This is a genomic window from Mucilaginibacter rigui (assembly GCF_014773275.1).
GTDB classification, from domain to species: Bacteria; Bacteroidota; Bacteroidia; order Sphingobacteriales; family Sphingobacteriaceae; genus Mucilaginibacter; species Mucilaginibacter rigui_A.
Genome location: NZ_JACWMW010000001.1, coordinates 1,187,651 through 1,205,301 on the forward strand (window position 1 = coordinate 1,187,651; position 17,651 = coordinate 1,205,301).

Below are 17,651 nucleotides of genomic sequence, written 5' to 3' on the forward strand. Positions count from 1 at the left end.
AATGGCTTTAATGTTACTGGTACTGCTTGGTATTGGTAACAGGAGCCAGGCACAGGTTTATTACATGACAAATGATGCCACCTCCGGGTCGATCTCAACTGTTGATGGCATAAACCGTATGGATTACAATGGAGCCAATGCTACCTTGCTGGCAAATTCATTTACAGCATCGCCCGGGCTAATGGAAATTGACCTGCCTAATAATCGTGCATTTGTATACGAGGCGTTTTCTACAACCCCTCCAAACGGGTTGAGCATCAAAGTTGTAAATTTAACTTCGGGTGCTGTAACGGCTACTATACCTATAACAGAAGCTACTGCAAGATGCTATGCTATTAAATACGATCCGATAAATGATTACATTTATTATGTTGTAGCAGATAGCGGCCCTACATCTGCTACCTCAAATGACGCGTTAATCAAAGTAAAGCCGGATGGAACTGGTAAAACCGTTGTCATATCTGGTTTTTGTAAAAACCCTACCTTGCTGGCATTGGATATTGCAAATAATAAGGCTTATGTGTATAACCAGTTGGCGTCCGAAAAAAACTTTTTAACAATAAACTTATCTGCAGGAACCGTTGCGCAAACTATAACCATAACAGCCCCGGCGGGTAATCCATTCCTTGTACAGGATATTGATTATGATGCCGAAACAGATTATATTTACTACCTGTCATCAAATAACTCAGGCGCTACAAACTCCAATGATGCTATAAGCAGAATTCATCCCGATGGCACCGGTTATGCAGCTGTTGTGGGTGTTGCGCAAGCGCCTACCTTTATGGCGTTGGATCTGGGTAATAACCGTGCATTTGTATTTGACAATGTTTCGCCAGCGCGTACAATTTCATCTATAGATCTTTCAACAGGTACTGCTACTGTAATAAAATCCTTATCAAGTTTACCTGGTAGTTCAACGGTTACTTCTTTATGGGTGCCTAATATACCGGTACTAACTACTGCATCTGCAACTTCGGTATCTTCGGGTACGGCTACAGTAGGTGGTAATGTTACCAGGAGCGACATAAGTGTAACCGAGCGCGGGGTAGTGTACAGCTCAAGCAATACTATGCCAACAATAGGCGGCAGCGGCGTTGTTAAAGCGTCAAATGGCTCAGGTACAGGTAGCTTTTCCGGAAGTATTTCTGGCCTTACTGGTTCAACAACGTACTATTTAAGATCTTACGCCACAAGTGGTGCGGGCACTTCTTATGGTGCGGTTACCTCATTCACAACACTTTCAAATGATGCCACACTTTCGGGCTTTACCATTAGTGCAGGTACATTAACGCCTGGTTTTTCATCGGGGACATTAAGTTATACCGCATCGGTAGCCAATGCAAATTCAACCATAACTGTTACACCAACAAAAAACAACAGTAACGCCAGTATAAAAGTAAATAATGTTGCTGTTACTTCGGGTACAGCATCAGGCGCTATCAGCTTAAATATAGGTGATAACGTAATTACAACCCTGGTAACCGCACAAGACGGTATAACTACAAAAACATACACACTAACAGTTAGCCGCCCTAAAGCGGCACAAACAATAACTTTTGCCGGTATAGCCACAAAAACATATGGCGATGCCGATTTTGCACCGGGCGCAAGCGCAAGCAGCGGCCTTGGTGTTATTTACAGTAGCGATAACCTTGCTGTGGCTACTATTATAAGCGGACAGATTCATATAGTAGGAGCTGGTACTGCAAACATTACTGCTTCACAAGGTGGTGATGGTAATACTTTGGCAGCTACCAATGTTGTACAGAGTTTAACTGTAAACAAAAATGCCATAACGGTTACCGCAACGGCCGGCCAAACCAAAGTTTACGGTAATGCTGAACCAAGTTTTGCTTATACTATTACATCGGGCGCAATTAAAAGCGGCGACAGCTTTACCGGCTCATTAAGCCGTGCAGCAGGCGAAGATGTAGGGTTATATGCCCTTACGCAAAATACACTTACCTTAGGTAATAATTACACGCTAAGCTTTGTTAGTAACAACTTTGCTATTACTAAACGTGCAATAACCATTACACCTACCATAAAAACCAAAGTATACGGCGACGCAGATCCTGCATCTTTTTCTTATACAATAGGCGGAATGGGCTTAGCTAATGGTGATGGTATGACGGGGCTTTTTGAAAGACCGGTGGGTGAAAATGTTGGAGTTTATAATCTGGGTTTAGGTGCTAAACACCCGGTTAATGTAAATAGCGGGGCTGACCAAAGTGCTAATTATGATATTACCTTTGTGAGTAATACTTTAACCATTACTAAACGCCCGCTTACCGTAGCGCCACTTCCGGTTACTAAAGTTTACGGACAAGCAGACTTTGCAAACGGTGCTCCATATTCTTTCAATGGTACAAGTCTTGCTTCGGGTGATGGCATGACCGGAACATTCGGAAGAAACAATACGTCGGAAAATGTTGGCGTTTACGCATTAACATTAGGTAATAAACATCCGGTTAACATTGGTACAGGAGAGGATGTGTCTTCAAACTATGACATCAGCTTTGTAACTAATACGTTTACTATCACAGCTAAATCAATTGCCGTTAATGTCTACTCCCAAACAAAAGCATACGGCGATGCTGATCCCGCACTTACTTATACCAGCGCACCATTAGAATTTTCGGATACATTTAGCGGCGCATTAACACGTGACGCAGGCGAAAGTGTTGGTACTTATGCTATTAACCAGGGCACGTTAACTTTAGGCAGCAATTATAATATCATATATGTTGGCGCTAATTTAACCATTGGAACAAAAACTATTAATGTAACCGCCGCTGCAACAAGCAAAAACTATGGCGATGCTGACCCTGCTTTTAACTATACTAACGATGCATTAGCAATAGGTGATAATTTTACAGGTAGCCTTACCAGGGATGCCGGCGAAAACGCAGGAGTTTACGCTATTACCCAGGGCACATTAGCATTAAATAGCAACTATGTTATTAATTATACTGGTGCAAACCTGTCAATTAATAAAGCCACTTTAACTTACGTTGCTACGCCGGCAAGCCGCCCGTTCCAAACAGTAAACCCAACCTTTGCAGGTTCGGTAACAGGTTTTGTTAGTGGGGATAGCCAAGCATCGGCAACAACCGGTACTTTAAGCTTTACATCAACAGCAGGCTTAAACACCGCACTTGGCAACTATCCTATAATTGGCAGTGGCTTAAGCGCTGCAAACTATAATTTTGTGCAGGATGCAGCAAACAGTACCGCACTTACCATCACTGCATCAACAGATGCCACACTTGCCAACCTAACTGTTGACCAAGGTACTTTAAACCCGGTGTTTAGCAGCAGCCAGACAAGCTATGGCTTCAGCGTTGCTAACAACGTAACATCGTTTAATTTAATAGCTACTGTTAACCAGCAAAATGCAACCCTACAATTTACCGGGGGGGCACTTACTTCGGGCATTACCCAAAACGTCCCTTTAAATACAGGTAATAATAACTTTAACATTATTGTTACCGCGCAGGATGGTTCGACAACAAAATATTACACGTTAAATATTTTCAGGGCTTACGATACTAATAATTTGTTAGCCAGCCTAAACTTAGGCGGCTTAGTCTATAGCCCCGCTTTTGATACCAACACCTTAAATTATACAGCATCGGTTAGTAACCTGGTTACCTCAACAGATGTAACCGCTACGGCTGTTTCTCCTACAACACACATATTTGTAGGCGGATATGACCTGGCAACAACTAACCCGGTAAATACCGCGCTTAATGTTGGCGAAACCCAAGTATCCATAGTTTCTAAAGCTGAAAACGGTGACGAAAGAATATACAAGGTTACCGTAACCCGTGCTCAATCTGCTGATGCTACCTTAACATCAATTGGTAACAGCAGCATTACTTTAAACACGCCATTTATTAGCAGTACGCATTCTTATAGCGCAACTGTTGCAACTGGTGTTGGGGTGTTAACGTTCCTGCCAACGTCAACAAACAACGCGGCAATTATAAAAGTTAACAACCAATCTTTAAATACAACCCTTGGCAATAATGTGTCTTTAGCATTTGGTGCTAATAGTGTAGTTATAGATGTAACTTCAGAGAATGGCCTTAATCATATTTCTTATGTGTTAAATATTTACAGGCTAAGGTCATCAAATGCAGATCTGGCAAGCTTATCTTTCCCTTTTATAACATCTGTTAACGAAGAGTTTAACCCGAACGTTTTAGATTACACAGCTACGGTTGCCGATTCTACTTATACCGGCATCCCGTTAAACGCTGTATCTGCAGATGAAAACGCTATAGTTAAAATAGATGGTACAGTAGTGCCAAGATTTGCAAACTATACATTGCCGGTACATGGTGGGTCAAATACTTACCACATAGTGGTTACCTCGCAGGATACCAGTTCTACCAAAACCTACACGCTGGTACTTACCCGCGCTGGCCAGGCACCGCCGCTACAGTCGCCGGTTGCTAACCTGTTAGCGCTGAATGTTTCTTCGGGATCAAGTTTCTCTAAAAACTTTAACTTCTCTATGGGGGAAGAACTTACACCAATTTATGCCCCTAACAATATTGCCTCAGTGCGTTTATTCGCAGTTTCAGAAAATAGTGTATCTACTGTAACGGTTAATGGTGTTGTTTTACCGTACGATACTACTACAGATTTGCTGCCGATATCATTAGGTGATAACGTATTTACAGTAGTGGTAACTTCAGAAGATGGTGCCCATACCAAAACATATGAGGTACATATAAACAGGCTACCATTTGCTGATGTAACACTTGCCTCATTAACAATAAATGCTGGTACTTTAACACCAGCTTTCGTTCCAGCAACACGAACATACAACGTATCGGTACCAAATAATGTTACTTCTATAGCAGTTACGCCTGTAGCAACTGTTGGTACAGCAACTATAACAATAGGCGATACTCAAATTTCACAATCGAGCCCTACAGCTACAATTAATTTGTTTGAAGGCCCTCCAAATAGGATTAGGATTGTGGTAACTGCAGCAGATGGTGTTACTAAACAAACCTACACTGTAAATGTAACCCGAGAGGCTGTACCACTATCTAATGTAGCATTAGCAAGCCTGGCACTTAACCCATTATCCACATTATTAGTTACAACCGGTACAGCTAATTTTAATTATGTGACCTACGTATCCCCAGATGTAAGCAGCGTCAGCGTGAAACCAACTGCTCAACAGGCAAATGCGGTGATCAGTGTTAACGGTAATGTTGTTAGCAGCGGAACATTCTCTGATCCGATAGTGCTTAATGTAGGTTCAACCATTATCAATGCATCGGTAACTGCACAGGATGGTGTAACGGTTAAAACTTATTCTGTAACCGTAAACCGTACGGGTTCAAATAATGCATTAGCAAGCCTGGCACTTAACCCCGTGTCGAATCTTGCTACTACAACCGGAACAGCTAATTTTAATTATGTAACCTCTGTATCTCCGGATATAAGCAGTGTGAGCGTGAAGCCTACAGCTCAGCAGGGAGATGCTGTGATCAGGATTAACGGTAGCTTGGTAAGCAGCGGAACATACTCTGACCCGATAGCACTTAATACCGGGCCAACCATTATCAATATATCGGTAACGGCACAGGATGGTGTAACAGTTAAAACTTATTCTATAACTGTAAATCGTACGGGGTCAAATAATGCGAGGGTGAGTTTTATCTTTAATCCATTGTCAATACTCGAAAACACTACGGGCACAGCTGATGTAAATTATGTAACCTCTGTATCTCCGGATGTAAGTAGCGTGAGTGTAAAGCCAACCGCTCAGCAGGCAGACGCAGTGATCAAAATTAACGGTAATGTGGTAAGCAGCGGAACATACTCTGACCCGATAGCACTTAATACCGGGCCAACCGTTATCAATGTCTCGGTAACTGCGCAGGATGGGGTAACGGTTAATACCTATTCCATAACCATAAATCGAAACGGCTCCAATAATTCTAGGGTGAGCTTTACCTTTAACCCATTGTCGACACTTGTTAGCACAACAGGTTCAGCTAATGTGAATTATAAGACCTCAGTATCTGCTGATGTAAACAGTATTAGCGTGAAACCAACCGCTCAACAGGCAAATGCGGTGATTAGGGTTAACGGTAACGTTGTAAGCAGCGGAACATTCTCCGATCCTATAGCACTTAATACCGGCCCAACCATTATCAACGTATCGGTAACGGCACAGGATGGTTTAACGGTTACTACTTATTCTATAACCGTTAACCGTACGGGTTCCAACAATGCTTTAGTAAGTCTGGCATTTAACCCAGCGTCAACTCTTCTTAGTACAACCGGCACAGCTAATTTTAATTATGTAACCTCTGTATCCCCGAATGTAAATAGCGTCAGCGTGAAACCAACCGCTCAACAGGCAGATGCGGTGATCAGGGTTAACGGTAGCATAGTAAACAGCGGAACATTCTCTGACCCGATAGTGCTTAATGCCGGGTCAACCATCATCAACATATCGGTAACGGCACAAGATGGTATAACTGTTAATACCTATTCTATCAATGTAGGGCATACAGGCTCAAGTAATACATCGGCGAAAATAGTATTGAGTCCTGCAACAACTTTATCCATCACTACAGGCTCTGGTAATGTAAATTATGTGGCTAATGTAAGCCCTGAACAACGTAATATCAGGGTGATACCTACTGTTAGTGACGGTGCGGGGGTTACAGTGAATGGTACAGTAATTACCAGTGGTACATCATCAGATCCTATAGAACTTACAGCGGGCGGTTCAACATTAATAACAATAGTAGTGTTAGCAGAAGACGGAGCAACAACCAAAACCTATACGGTAAATGTAACCAGGCCATCAAGTTTGCTGGCGGTAAACAAGGATGGCAGTAAACTGCTATTTGCTAATAAAACGGCTAACAATGTTGCACCAACAGGAGACGATGGGGTAGTGGTTCACCAGGGGGTGTCACCAAACGGCGACGGCTCGAACGACTTCCTGTACATTGAAGGCATCAGCGCTTATGCAGGTAACAAACTGTCTATCATGAACACCAGCGGTACATTGGTATTCGAGACCAAAGACTACGGTAAAGATGGTAGTCATACTTTTGATGGGCACTCAAACAAAACGGGCGCATTACTAAAACCGGGCACATACTTCTATGCATTAGAGTACCAGGTTGATAAACAAAACAAACGCAAAACCGGCTATATCATCATTAAGTATTAATTAATAATAACCATCCTGGTAAAAGCCCCCGTGTTAGCGGGGGCTTTTGTATTTAAAAAACTTTTATAATACTTTATTTCACCCTTAATTAAAGTGTAAATAAGCTGTTTTTACCCTATAACGCGTTTTGTTTTTAATAGAGATTTGTAAGGTAGCAGCAGTAGTTTTAGGGGATATAATTATAATATTTTAACGCTATTAATTTGTAAATTGCTTGCTTACTATTGCCCCTGATTAAACAATTGCTTGAAGGTTATTACCGATAGCAGGGCTTGTTACTAATTGATATAAACCTGATTAAATTGCTTTTTATGAAAACAGCTTTACTTTCACAATTACCGGCAGATTCTCATCATAATGCCGGGTGCGTAAAGCTCATTCCATCACTTTCAAATCATGTTTTGTTATCACTATTAGTAATATCAGCAGGTCAAATACAGAGCAAAATATTCCCTAATTATTAACAGATTAACAAAACAGTGGTGCGAGAAACAACGGGCATGAGTTTAAACCTAAACAAAAAACAATTTTTACTACTATTAAGCATATTGATGATGATATGCAGCAACAGGCTTGTGGCGCAGCAACAGATCTATGCCTACAGCCAATATGCCGATAATTTGACCCCTATAAACCCTGCATACTCTATGTTAGATAAAGCCGGATCACTAAACCTGATGGGCCGTAAACAATTTATAGGTATTAACGGGGCACCAACCAGTTTGTTATTTAGCGGTAGCCTGCCAATAGAATCAATAGGTGGTGCAGCTGGTATATATGTACTTAACGACCAGGTAGCGGTTGAAAAACAATTAGAAGTAAACGCCTTTTTTGCCAAAGCTATACAACTTACCGGTAACGATTACCTGGCTGTATCGTTAAATGCAGGTGTACGCAATTATAATGCAAATTATTCAACACTCGATTCATATGACCCTCAGTTTAGGGATGATGTGCGCGAAACCAAACCTAATATAGGTTTCGGGGTAATGTTTTATAGTGATAAATATTATGTAGGCGTATCGGTACCTGAGCTAAGTATCCGTAGCCTGGGTACGGCATCTGTGCAACAGGCAAATTATCTTAAAAATCACTTTTACTTTTCAGGTGCTTATCTGGCCGATCTGAGCGATGATATCAAGTTTAAACCATCAACGCTGGTATCATATGTAAACGGCTCGCCTTTGCTTGCAGATTTTACCGGGACAATATTTTTAAAAGAACAGCTTGGTATTGGTGCAGGCTATCGTACCAATAAAAGGGCCTCGGGTATTATATCAGTAATTACCGATACGTTTAAAGTGGGTTATAGCTATCAGTTTGGTACATCATCAAACAACCTGGGCGGTTTTAACACCACTATACACGAAGTTAGCCTGGCCTACCGCTTTGGTAAAACCAGCGAACGTAAGTTGCTGTAGTGCAGGGGGTATAAAGGGTTTATCTATTGCTGCGGTTTAGTGTAGCATTGGGATAGGAATAGCGTAACGCAATTTTGATCGATATTATCACAATAATAGCGGTATCGACCCGGTGTTTGGTATTGATGATGGTATAGATAGACATAAAAAATTTGCTTTTTTACCACCCGGCTCACCACCAGAACCCAAAAAGGAAGATTATACAATTCTGAAAGGCCTGCCGCAATTTATACGGACTGATGGCGGCTTATATGTGTTTTTGCCGGGCATTGAAGGCCTCAGGCATTTAGCAAACGGAACAATACCAAAACCTTAAATACCTTAAAACAATGAGCAAATTATTATTTAAAAGCAAACAACAGCGGGATGTTTCACTCCGTGAAAAGGATGAAAAGGCCTTGCATACCCTTGTGCAGGCAGCTGTGAACGTAGAATTGTTTACTATTCCCTTGTACATGACGGCATTGTATTCGCTGCAAGGAATGCACGAGATCAACAGCAGGGATAGCAGTGTGTATAAAGGCCGCATCTGGCCGGGCATGTCGGCATCATCTAAAACGGTAAACTCTAACGAATTGGCATTTAATGCAGTTTTTAGTGTTTTTGTAGCCGAAATGCTTCACCTGCAAATTGTATCGAACCTGGCAAAGGCCGTTGCCTACGACCCCAAGTTTACCTGCGAACCATTACAGGACGAAAAAACCTTCGCATGGAAATGCTATTCGCCGGATTCATCTGTGTTGCCGGGTATCTTAGATTTTAAAGATACCAATAAACCAAACATCAGGGTAAATATAGGCCCTATGAATTTGGCTCAGATGGATCTTTTCCTGGCTATTGAGCAAACCGAAGAGGACGCGAGGCATATGATGACCGAGGAAATGTTTCAAAGCAAATACAACCAGCAGGCACCATATAAAGATTGGGAGCCGGGGCAAGCCTTACCATGGTTTGGTTCGATAGGTAACATGTACATGCAGTTGTGGAAATACCTGTCGCTTGAATATACGGACGGCAAAACCTTATGGGATGTAGTGTTTGCAAAATCAATACAACTCGCAAACCCTGGTGTTGAACTTCCTTTAAAACCAGGCGATAACAGGGCGCTTTGCCCATTCCTGCAACAGGAAGTTTTTAACCCGGGCAGGATAAACCCCGATCAAAAAGATAAAAATGAATATCCTGGCATGCCAACAAGCATCAATACACTTGACAGTGAAAAGGCACTGTTAGAAGTATTAAATATGATAAACGGTATCACAGACCAGGGCGAAGGCGCAGGTGTTGTGAAAGAAATATTAGACAAAGTGGCTGCAGACCGGAAATTCGACGCTCCACTAACCCTGAAAAGCCTCATGGCATCAGGTAACCTGATGGCGGTTCAAAACCAGTTTCAGCCAAGCTGCCCGGTGCTGCGCAAAAAATACCCGTCGTTTAATGCAGATGGGAAAGAGGTTGATTCGGCAAAGGCAAATGCCCGTGGTGTATTCGGTAAAATGGATCACTTTGAAACTTTTGAGTTTGTAAAAACGCTTATTGAAAGTGGTGGCATCACCACCTGGGACCAATGGCATGCCGATGGTAATAAATGGACGGCAGAAATGCTGCAAACCGCTGGCTACACGCCTGATCCTTCAAGTAAGCTACCAACTACAAAGGATATTGCAGACGCCCTTAATCGCTTAAAACTGGAAGATAAAGACGATAAAAACTACGATCTTTTCAGCCGCACATCAGCAGGTGCCATTGCAGGGGTTACCAGAGTGTTAAATGAGTACTTTAAAAACCCGAAAGTGGAGTTTCCGTTCCCTTCAATGGGCGGTTCGGGCGATAGGATGTCTATTTGCTGGGCCGTTTTTGGTAAGATTCCGGATATCACTTTAGGCATCATAGCAGAGGGTGAGAAGCCATACGACCGCAATGTGCATTTATACCACGCGTGCCAGGGGATGAACCTTGATGAAAATCCTGATGCCGGATGCTATCTGGACAGTTGTGCGCCAAGCCAGTTATTTCATGCCTGTAAAGGATCAAACGATTGCAAGGCCGAAGGTGGCTGCGGTTTCGTACAATCTACCGGCGGTGGCAGCGGATGCGGCGGTTCTGTACCTACACCGGGTAAAGGCTTGCCATTCAGCCCGCCATCAGATAACGCCTGCGGTGGTTTCGGCGGTTGTGCCGTACCTATATCTGCATCGCAGATCTACCCTGCGCTTCCTAAGGATGAGAAGTACAAAATGCAATTGTTTAATTTTGCTAAAGGAACCCATAAAGCCGAAGCTATGCAAATAATGGATTATGCCGAGGGCGAATTTGTTTATGATGTTGCCTGGAGGGCTTATGCGGAAGTGTTAAAGAAACGCGGCGAAAAGGTTCCCGAAAAACCAAAACCAAGCGATCTGCGCCTTGCATTCCCGCCATCAACCTAAAAATAATTATTGCTTATGAGCATCAATACTAAACCACGCCTGGGCCTGCCAAATTTGGGCCTTGGCGTGGGTTTACGAAACAAACATTTTAATTACTTGCTTAATAACCCGGCAGGGGTAGATTGGTTCGAGATCATTAGTGAGAACTTTATGGATGATTTTGGTTTCGCCAGTCACGTACTTATGCACGTACGTAAACAGGTGCCGGTAGTAATGCATGGCGTATCACTGTCAGTTGGGAGCACCGACCCTATCAATTACGTTTATTTGCAAAAACTCAAGGCACTTGCTGAAATTGTAGAACCGGAATGGATCTCTGACCACCTATGCTGGACGGGCGTTGCCTACACCAATACACACGACCTGCTGCCCATGCCCATGACCGGGGAAAGCCTTAACCATGTGGCCGAACGTGTGCTGAAGATACAGGACTTTTTGAAGCGTCCGCTAATATTAGAAAACCCATCAACCTACCTGCAGTTTAAAGCATCAACCATGCCCGAGTGGGAGTTTTTATCCGCGTTAGCTAAAGAAACAGGCTGCGGGTTATTGCTTGATGTGAACAACGTTTTTGTATCAGCGCATAACCATGGCTTTGATGCGGTTAAATACATTGACAGCCTGCCGCATGAGCATATTGTACAAATGCATATTGCCGGCCCAACCGATTGCGGCGCTTTGCTGGTGGATACGCATGACCAGCCAGTACCATCAGAAGTATGGAAACTGTACCGGCAGGCACAACAGCTAACGGGCGGCGTAAGTACCTTGCTTGAATGGGATGCAAAGATCCCGGAATACCCTGAACTGCTGGAAGAACTTTTTAAAGCCCGGGAGGTACTGAAGGGCAATATCCCTGATATGGGTATATATCGTTCACCAAATATGCCGGTATCAAACCCGGTCGATTTTCAATTACAGGCATCAAATGGTTAAACAGGATACCGTATTACTGCAGAACTGGCTGTGTACAGTAGTGATGGCCCCCGGTTTTTTGAACCAGAAAATAGGGTTGGCAAATCATTTGTATCATGTTAATGAAAATGATGTTGTATCTGACGAAGGTGCGGCATCTGTATATGCAAGGCTGAATGTATATAGCTCCGGCTATATGGCGCGGCTGCTTGATTGCATGTATGCCGATTACGCTATCAGCAAAAAGTTTATGGGTGATGAATTGTTTGATAGCTTTGCCAAAGCCTATCTGATGTATCACCCATCCACCTCATTTACTTTGTACGACCTCGGGAAATCCTTTCCCGATTTTTTAGATAAGACCAAACCACAGCCCCAGGAAGGGATAGATAACATTCATTTTGATATCCCTGCTAAACTGGCAAGGGTAGAGCGTGCCAGGCAGGTTGCCATGCGCGCACCCGGTATTGAAAACGATGCTGTTAATACCAGTCAGGTAGATATCCGGGATATGTTTTTCGGTACTTTAAACATCAGCATACCCGAATGCCTGCAATTATTGGAACTTAATTTTCCGATGAAACAGTTTTTCCAGGCGATTTACCGTGAGGAGGAATACGAACTGCCATCGCCGCAAAAGAGTTATATGGCTATCAGCAGGAAAAACTATCACCTTGTACTGGAAGAAATAACCGAAACACAATATTTGCTACTGAGCGAATGCCGTAAGCATACCAATTTATACGATGCTATTTCGGTATTAAGTGCCGATCAGAATATTTCATCGGCTGAGCTTTTGGCTGATGCTTTTTTGTGGATGCCGTTTTTCCGTAAATGCGGGTTTATACAAGTGGCAAACTAAACCTCAGCCTCCATTAAAAAATCATTCCGGTGTTTTTCGGGCGTTTTTGAGCGGAATGTCATATAAATTAAAGCCAGAACGGTAGTTACAGCCGTAGCATACAAAATGGACGGTACCATACCTATTACATCCTGGTAAAACCAGCCTGATATTAATGCGCCCAAACCTATCCCTGCCTCTAACGAGATATACATAGTTGCCATAGCTTTACCGCGATGATCGGGCTGGCTCAGGTCCACCGTCCAGGCATTAAGGGCGGGAGAGAGGATGCCCGTAGCAACGCCATAAATAACACCCCCTGCTAATAAACCAAAAGATGTTTTCTGGTAGCCAATAACTACAAGAGCTATAACCAGTAATACCAGCCCGGTATTAATTACATAAATGCGCCCATACCGGTCTGATACTTTACCGGCAATAAAACGTATCATTAAAGATGCAATGGTGAACACCATAAAAAACAGCCCTTTATTCATGATACCTAAGTGACCGCTCCAATCGGGGATAACGGTAAGTATGGCACCGTATGCCACGTACGACAGTAAAGTTACTATAGCCGTAGGTAAAACCTCAACCGCAATAATATCCTTGCGGGAGATCTTCAGTACTGATAAACTGAAATGCTGCTTAAGTTTCAGCGTTTCTTTCATGTTCATCAATATCACAATACTCATTAGCGCTAAAAACGAGGATGCGTAAAACAATACGTTTAATGAATACGCCAGCCTGATGGTACTGCCAATAAACGGCCCGATAGCTAAACCTGTACTAAAGCAAATTCCATGAAAGCCTAATGCTTCGCCCCAGCGTTCGCGGGGGACTATGTCGGCTACGTAGGCAGCTGTTGCCGTTGGTTTAAACCCGGTTGAAAAACCATGTAATAACCGCAGAAATAAAAAGCCTGATACTGTACTAAGTATAGGGTAAAGAAACCCGCATATAAAACAAACGATGGAGCCAACCGCCATTACAGGCACACGGCCAACGGTATCTGTAAGCCGGCCGCTAAATGGGCGGGAGATACCCGCTGTAAGCGTAAATAAAGCTATAATAAGGCCTTTATGCTCGCCGCCGCCCATGCTGCTTAAGTAAGCGGGCAATTCTGGTATCAGCATATTAAAACTTGCCGAGAATAGCAGTGAACTAAGACAAACCAGCGCAAAATGTAAGTTGTATATAGGGTGTGCGGGTTTAGCCATAGTATATAGAGTACAATATTTGGCAAGTTTACCAAACTGTAATAAAAAATGCGAGCCGATTTTTGAACACCTGCTATTTGGTTATTAACATTATAAGCTAAGGCGTGTAACTGTTGCCGCAACTGGCTAACAAAGCTTCGATGTAATAATTATTGTATATCATTGCAAAAGGGCTCATTTGTTTAATAACAAGTGGTTTAATTGCCTGGTATAAATATCCAATAATAAACTAAGATGCTTTTACAAATGAAAATAAAATATACCCTGGTATACCTTTCGCTTGTTTTTTTACGATTGAACGTTTTTGCACAAACCACAAACGGCCTTAGTATGGTTACCAGCGAATTTATTTTTGAAAACGCTCCATTCAAATCCTGCCATGCATCTACAATTGTTAAGCTGGATAATAATAATTTAATGGCCGCGTGGTTTGGAGGGACTAGTGAGGGAAGCCCCGATGTATGTATATGGGCAGCAATATATTTAAATGGGGCGTGGGCCAAACCTGTTATTGTTGCTGATGGTATACAGCACAATGGTAAACAATACCCCTGTTGGAACCCTGTATTATTTAAGGCACGTGATGGTAAGCTGTACCTGCATTATAAAGTAGGGCTTAACCCGCGCGAGTGGTGGGCGATGTATAAGTATTCTACCGATGACGGTAAAACATGGTCGGCTGCCATTCGTTTGCCTGCTGGATATTTGGGCCCTGTTAAAAACAAACCACTGCAATTGGCAAACGGTGATGTTTTGTACCCATCAAGTACAGAGAGCCTCGACGAAAAGCATTGGCAGGTACATCTTGAAAAGTCTGATAGTGGGTTAAACAACTGGCAAAAAATAACGATAGATTGTGATACTTTTCAAACTATACAACCATCGCTGTTAACTTATCCACACAATAAACTACAATTACTTGCGCGCAGTAAACAAAATGTTATAGTGCAAAGCTGGTCGGAAGATGGCGGGGGTACATGGTCTAAAATGACTAAAACTGCTTTACCTAACCCAAATTCGGGCAGTGATGCGGTAACCGTTAACGGCATGCAGCTATTAGTTTATAACCCGCTTCCCGCGGGCCTTAATTGGTGGGAAGGCAGATCGGTGTTAAAGCTGGCCAGTTCGGCAGATGGAGTTAACTGGCATGATGTGTTTACCTTTGAAAATGAAAAAAAAGGCGAATACAGTTACCCCGCCATTATTGCCGATACCCTGGGCGATATTTTTATAACTTACACGTATAATAGAAGCCGTATAAAATTTGTACAATTTAAGCTCAACTAATTACAAGATAAGTAGTTGAGCTTAAATATGCTAACAATAACTTAACCTGTATTTATTTCTGCAACACCATTACACCATTCATAACCACGGTGCTGCCACCATCGGCTACTATGTTGTAAACTTTTTGAGTGCCGCCCGCTTTTTCTGTTTTTAATAAAACGATGTAAGCTTCGTATTTACCGGTTTTGTCATTAAGGCAAAGTACATCCTGCCCAACGGTTATCTCGCCAATTTTTTGATTGCCTTGTTTGGTTAGCATGGGGTGGTTTGGTGTAGCCTGTAATACTTTAGTGTTTAACTTCACATTTTGCCCGTTAACTTGTGCCGATACAAGCACCAGTTTGGTTAAGGCGTAGTTCTTAGCATCGTGTGTGGTTAACTCTTTTACTTTTACTGCCGATGATCTTTTAGTGGCAGGGTCAACCGTAATTACCTCGTCGCCACTTTTTACATCTTTCAGCATTTTTTTGCTGCCATTGGCCATCGTCACCAGTTCATCACCCGGGAAACAGATATCGTTTCCATAGGTTGCCGATTCCTCTTTCATATCCTTACCGCCATTAAGCAGTTTGTATTGCTGAAAGCTCAGTTCTTTCGATAGGATGTATGATAACTTCAGGATAAAGTTTGTCTCTACCTTGTTAATGTTATCAATGTCCTGGAAGTATTGCTCCCAAACCTTCGCATCGGCAGTAAAATCGGGTACCAGTGCTTTGTATACCTTTCCCTTTTCATTAGTGTAGAAAACCATAGTGCCAATTTCCTGCATGCCTTCTTTGGCTATCAGTTTGTACAGGTCTATACGCTTTTTAAGGCCATCGCTACCGGTGATGAAGTAAGGCTTGCGGCCCTCGTATCGGTCGAGTACGTAGGCGTTCTCAAATTTTACATAAGTGTCCTTATCTAGGTCGGTAATGGTAAAGGTTTGCGCTTTGGTGTATTCGGCAATAGTAAGGGGCCTTGGTGTTACGGTTTGTGCCCCGCTAATGTATACCGCGCCCGCAAATAATAGTGTTAATGTTAGTTTACGCATGAGTTGTAGAGTCAAGATAATAGAGTCAAGAATCAAGATGCCTAACCAATTACAGTCTTGGTTCTTAACTCTTGCCTCTCTTAATAATTAAGATATTTCTTTAAATGCAGCGGCAAAAGCTTCCATTTCGTCCATACGGCCAATGCTTATGCGGCACCAGTCCTGGCCATTCAGTTTCCAGTCGCGGATGCCTACGCTGCGTTTAAACATTTCGGTACTGAACTTTTTACCATCCATTTTTATCGGGAACATCACAAAGTTGGCCGATGAAGGGATATAGGTATAACCTTCCTTTTTCAAAACAGAATACAGATACTCTTTCGATTCGTTGGTTTTTTTAAGGGTCTCTGCTAAAAAGTCTTTTTCCTGGTAAGCGGCAACGGCGGCAGCCAGTGTTGTGCTGCTGATGTTAAACCCGGCGCTCGAATATTTTTTTAATGTTGTTATAGTTTCGGGTTGGGCAATTACATAACCTAAACGCAAACCGGCAAAGCCGTAAAGTTTTGAGAAGGTGCGCGCTACAATAATGTTGTTGCCCGCTTTTAACTGGCTTATCATAGTGCTGTTCTGCGGATCGGGCAGGTAATCAATATAAGCCTCATCAATAAATACCATTGTTTTTTTTGATACCCGGTCGCAAAAGGCCTTAAGCTTAGCTGTATCAACAACAGTTGCGGTTGGGTTATTTGGGTTGCATATATAAACCATTCCGGTGTTGGCATCTACCTTGGCTTCCATGGCGTCAAGGTCTAATTTATAGTCGGCGGTTAAAGGTACTTTTACCCATTTGCCATCAAATTCTTCTGCGTAGGTTGGCAGGTCATCGTAAGATGGGTCGCCGGTAATAACACTTTTACCGCCTTTTGTGTAGCATAATGCAGCGGCATGCAACAATGGCGTAGAGCCTGAATCCAGCAAGATGTTTTTCATCGCCACACCCTCATAAGCTGCAATTTTACCCGATAACTGCGAAGCGAGCATAAATGGATATTGGTAACTTTTATCAAGCGCATCTGCAATGGCTTTTTTTGCAGTAGCCGAAGGGCCGAACGGGTTTTCGTTGGCCAAAAGCCTTGCTTTCAGGTCAAAAGGGGCTGCTAATGCTACTTCCCGGTCTGTAAGTGCACGTGGCGACCGCAATACACGTTTTGGCATAGCTGCCAGTTTTGTTATAGTGCCCGAACAAAAAGCCAGTCCCCCGGCCATAAAAGCGCTGGATCTGATCCAGTTTCTGCGGTTAATTGAATTTGCCATTGTGATGCTATTTTAGTTTTCTTAGTTTT

General features: G+C 42.8%; 9 protein-coding genes. 6 read left to right on the forward strand and 3 right to left on the reverse strand.

Features of this window, described 5'->3' with window-relative positions; all coding sequences use genetic code 11:
• Nucleotides 1-10 precede the first annotated feature (10 nt).
• The 5 genes from IDJ75_RS05295 to IDJ75_RS05315 all read left to right on the forward strand — a co-directional run bounded on the left by IDJ75_RS05295 (nt 11) and on the right by IDJ75_RS05315 (nt 12,849).
• Nucleotides 11-7,222 carry a cadherin-like beta sandwich domain-containing protein gene (locus IDJ75_RS05295; RefSeq protein WP_191174546.1) on the forward strand — a complete coding sequence of 2,404 codons (7,212 nt, stop codon included), beginning with the start codon at nt 11-13 and terminating at the stop codon, nt 7,220-7,222.
• 500 nt (nt 7,223-7,722) lie between these two features.
• Nucleotides 7,723-8,643, forward strand: coding sequence for a PorP/SprF family type IX secretion system membrane protein (locus tag IDJ75_RS05300; RefSeq protein ID WP_191174547.1), 921 nt, complete (start codon nt 7,723-7,725; stop codon nt 8,641-8,643).
• Between the two features lie 329 nt (nt 8,644-8,972).
• A complete protein-coding gene (locus tag IDJ75_RS05305) occupies nt 8,973-11,072 on the forward strand; it encodes a ferritin-like domain-containing protein (protein ID WP_191174548.1) in 2,100 nt (699 codons plus the stop codon).
• A gap of 15 nt (nt 11,073-11,087) precedes the next feature.
• A complete protein-coding gene (gene bufB / locus IDJ75_RS05310) occupies nt 11,088-12,008 on the forward strand; it encodes an MNIO family bufferin maturase (protein WP_191174549.1) in 921 nt (306 codons plus the stop codon).
• Nucleotides 12,001-12,849 carry an HvfC/BufC N-terminal domain-containing protein gene (locus IDJ75_RS05315; RefSeq protein ID WP_191174550.1) on the forward strand — a complete coding sequence of 283 codons (849 nt, stop codon included), beginning with the start codon at nt 12,001-12,003 and terminating at the stop codon, nt 12,847-12,849. The genes bufB and IDJ75_RS05315 overlap by 8 nt, the downstream gene beginning before the upstream one ends.
• Here IDJ75_RS05315 and IDJ75_RS05320 read toward each other — a convergent pair.
• On the reverse strand, nt 12,846-14,048 hold the full coding sequence (locus tag IDJ75_RS05320) for an MFS transporter (RefSeq protein ID WP_191174551.1): 1,203 nt from the start codon (nt 14,046-14,048) through the stop codon (nt 12,846-12,848). The two genes, IDJ75_RS05315 and IDJ75_RS05320, sit on opposite strands and share 4 nt — an antisense overlap.
• A gap of 246 nt (nt 14,049-14,294) precedes the next feature.
• Between IDJ75_RS05320 and IDJ75_RS05325 the strand changes: the two genes are divergently transcribed.
• Nucleotides 14,295-15,335, forward strand: a complete 1,041-nt coding sequence (locus IDJ75_RS05325; RefSeq protein ID WP_191174552.1) for a sialidase family protein — start codon at nt 14,295-14,297, stop codon at nt 15,333-15,335.
• Between the two features lie 52 nt (nt 15,336-15,387).
• Here IDJ75_RS05325 and IDJ75_RS05330 read toward each other — a convergent pair whose 3' ends face one another.
• Nucleotides 15,388-16,368 (reverse strand): Hint domain-containing protein, encoded by a 981-nt coding sequence (locus tag IDJ75_RS05330; RefSeq protein ID WP_191174553.1) that lies wholly within the window; start codon nt 16,366-16,368, stop codon nt 15,388-15,390.
• Between the two features lie 87 nt (nt 16,369-16,455).
• Nucleotides 16,456-17,622: a pyridoxal phosphate-dependent aminotransferase gene (locus IDJ75_RS05335; protein ID WP_191174554.1), complete on the reverse strand. Its 1,167-nt coding sequence runs from the start codon at nt 17,620-17,622 to the stop codon at nt 16,456-16,458.
• Nucleotides 17,623-17,651: the final 29 nt, after the last annotated feature.